Origin of the sequence: Bradyrhizobium sp. (genome assembly GCF_016462955.1) — a bacterium.
Lineage (GTDB): Bacteria > Pseudomonadota > Alphaproteobacteria > Rhizobiales > Xanthobacteraceae > Bradyrhizobium.
Window position 1 is genome coordinate 1 of sequence record NZ_JAEMSD010000179.1, and the last position, 2,055, is coordinate 2,055.

A 2,055-nucleotide genomic window follows, 5' to 3' on the forward strand; every position below is an offset into this window, starting at 1 on the left:
ATAGATCTTGTTGACGAGATAGGCGGCTGGTTTGCGGGTGGTGACGCGCCGATGGATGAGACCGAGGATGGTCTTGCCTTCCGCGGCGGTGACGCGCGCGTTGGCGAAGGTGTCGAGCTGCTCGGGATGCAGATGCAGGGCCTCGCAGACCAGGAAGGCGGCTTCCGCCACTGGATCGGTGGTGCCGTGAGCAAAAGCGAGCCTGGCCTCGACGAAGCGGCTCACCGCATACCGGACGAGGTCGAGCAGGGTGAGGAGCTCGCCGGGCCGCACCTTCGCAAGCCGCGGCGCGGCGCGGCCGCGCGCGGACTTTTTTGCAGCTTTTGCCATCAGGGTTTGGTCCAGCGTGCGGCGGCTTCGTCGTCGCGGGTGTGGGCCACGACCCAGCCGGTGCCGGTGGCGCTCTCTTCCTTCTTCCAGAACGGCGCGTTGGTCTTGAGATAGTCCATCAGGAACTCGGCCGCTTGGAACGCGGCCTGGCGGTGCTGCGAGGCAGTCAGCACCAGCACAATGTTCTGGCCCGGCATGAAGCGGCCCACGCGGTGGATCACGGTGATTCCGTTCAGCGGCCAGCGCGACACAGCCTCGTCAGTATGGCGCCTGATCTCTTCCTCGGCCATACCGGGGTAATGTTCGAGCGTCAGCGCGGCGACCTTGGCGCTGTCCTCATCGGCACGGCAGATGCCCGAGAAGCTCACGACGGCGCCGATGTCGGTTCGGCTTTGGGTCAGGACGGCGATCTCGCGGGCGATGTCGAAATCAGCCTCCTGGATGCGGATGGTGACGGGGCAGGCGGTGTCAGGCGATGCCATAGCCTAGCCACCGGTCATCGGCGGGAAGAAAGCGATTTCGCGGGCGCCTGCGATCACAGCGTCCGATTTGACATGCGCGTGGTCGATCGCTGCGCGGATCACCTTCGGCTTCTCGAACGCATAGGCATAGGCCTCGCTCCGGGCGGACAGCCAGGCGATCAGCTCTTCGACGGTGCGCACGCTGGCCGGCGGCTCGATCGTCTCCTCCGCCTTGCCGACGCGCTCGCGCACCCAGGCGAAATACTTCACCTTCATCCCTCGTCCTCCTCGATGAGGTGATGGATGCCGGCTCGGAAATAATCGTATCCGGTGTACATGGTGAGAATCGCCGAGGCCCACAGCAGAGCGAGGCCAATCATCGAGACGACGGGTACCACGATGTCACCCGCCGGACCGGCGAGCAGGAAGCCGATCGCAATCAGCTGGACCGTGGTCTTCCACTTCGCAAGCTTGGTCACGGGAACGCTGACTCGGAGCGCAGCGAGGTATTCGCGCAGGCCCGAAACCAGGATCTCGCGGCACAGGATCACGATGGCGGCCCACAGCGACCAGCCGTGGATGATGCCGTCGGCCGCCAGCATCAAGAGGCAGGACGCGACCAGCAACTTGTCGGCGATCGGATCGAGCATCCGGCCGAAGGCCGATTGTTGATTCCAGATTCGCGCATAGTAGCCGTCGAGGTAATCGGTGATCGCAGCGGCAATGAAGATGGCGACCGCGAGCCAGCGCAGCCAGAGCGGCTGATCGAGGATCGACTGCGCATAGATGCACCCGACCACGACCGGGATCGCGGCGATCCGGCCATAGGTTAGGATGTTGGGGAGGGACATCGCGCGGCTGGTGGTCCCTCGTGTGGTGGCGATGTTCATCCGTGCTACCAATACCGCTCAAGCCTGAAGGTCAACCGTTCCACTCTCCAAATGAGGTGCGGACACGACGATCATATGACTGCGATCCCCCTTTAATTCATCCCGGCTGCGGATGGAAATACTCGAAAATCCTGCGGGCGCTCTCCGCGCTGACCCCCGGAACCTTGCCGAGATCGGCGATCGAGGCCCGTTCGATCTCCTTCAAGGTCCCGAAATGATGCAGCAGGGCACGTTTGCGTGACGGGCCGATGCCCGGAATTTCCTGCAAACCGGCCTCGCGGATGTCCTTCTTGCGCAGCTTTCGGTGCGAGCCGATGACGAAGCGGTGGGCCTCGTCGCGCAGGCGCTGGATGAAATAGAGCACGGGATCGCGC

At 63.8% G+C, this 2,055-nt stretch carries 4 protein-coding genes and 1 pseudogene; all 5 read right to left on the bottom strand.

The window, feature by feature from the left end; all coding sequences use genetic code 11:
* Window positions 1-330 (bottom strand): annotated as a pseudogene (locus JHD07_RS18950) (50S ribosomal protein L3 N(5)-glutamine methyltransferase); the annotation flags it as partial.
* Entirely contained in the window at window positions 330-812 is a 483-nt protein-coding gene (locus JHD07_RS18955) for a molybdenum cofactor biosynthesis protein MoaE (protein WP_291624674.1), read from the bottom strand. The gene JHD07_RS18955 and the pseudogene JHD07_RS18950, both read right to left, overlap by 1 nt.
* A gap of 3 nt (window positions 813-815) precedes the next feature.
* Window positions 816-1,067 (bottom strand): molybdopterin converting factor subunit 1, encoded by a 252-nt coding sequence (gene moaD, locus JHD07_RS18960; protein WP_291624675.1) that lies wholly within the window; start codon window positions 1,065-1,067, stop codon window positions 816-818.
* Window positions 1,064-1,681, bottom strand: coding sequence for a CDP-diacylglycerol--glycerol-3-phosphate 3-phosphatidyltransferase (gene pgsA, locus JHD07_RS18965; protein ID WP_291624676.1), 618 nt, complete (start codon window positions 1,679-1,681; stop codon window positions 1,064-1,066). Before pgsA ends, moaD begins: the two co-directional genes overlap by 4 nt.
* Window positions 1,682-1,778: 97 nt before the next feature.
* Window positions 1,779-2,055 (bottom strand): helix-hairpin-helix domain-containing protein (locus tag JHD07_RS18970; protein WP_291624677.1); only part of this gene is annotated, 277 nt, incomplete at its 5' end.

What these genes read in the sequence shown, in the direction of transcription:
- JHD07_RS18955 (WP_291624674.1), bottom strand. Translation starts at nt 812, where the DNA reads ATGGCATCGCCTGACACCGCCTGCCCCGTCACCATCCGCATCCAGGAG.
- moaD (WP_291624675.1), bottom strand. Translation starts at nt 1,067, where the DNA reads ATGAAGGTGAAGTATTTCGCCTGGGTGCGCGAGCGCGTCGGCAAGGCG.
- pgsA (WP_291624676.1), bottom strand. Translation starts at nt 1,681, where the DNA reads ATGAACATCGCCACCACACGAGGGACCACCAGCCGCGCGATGTCCCTC.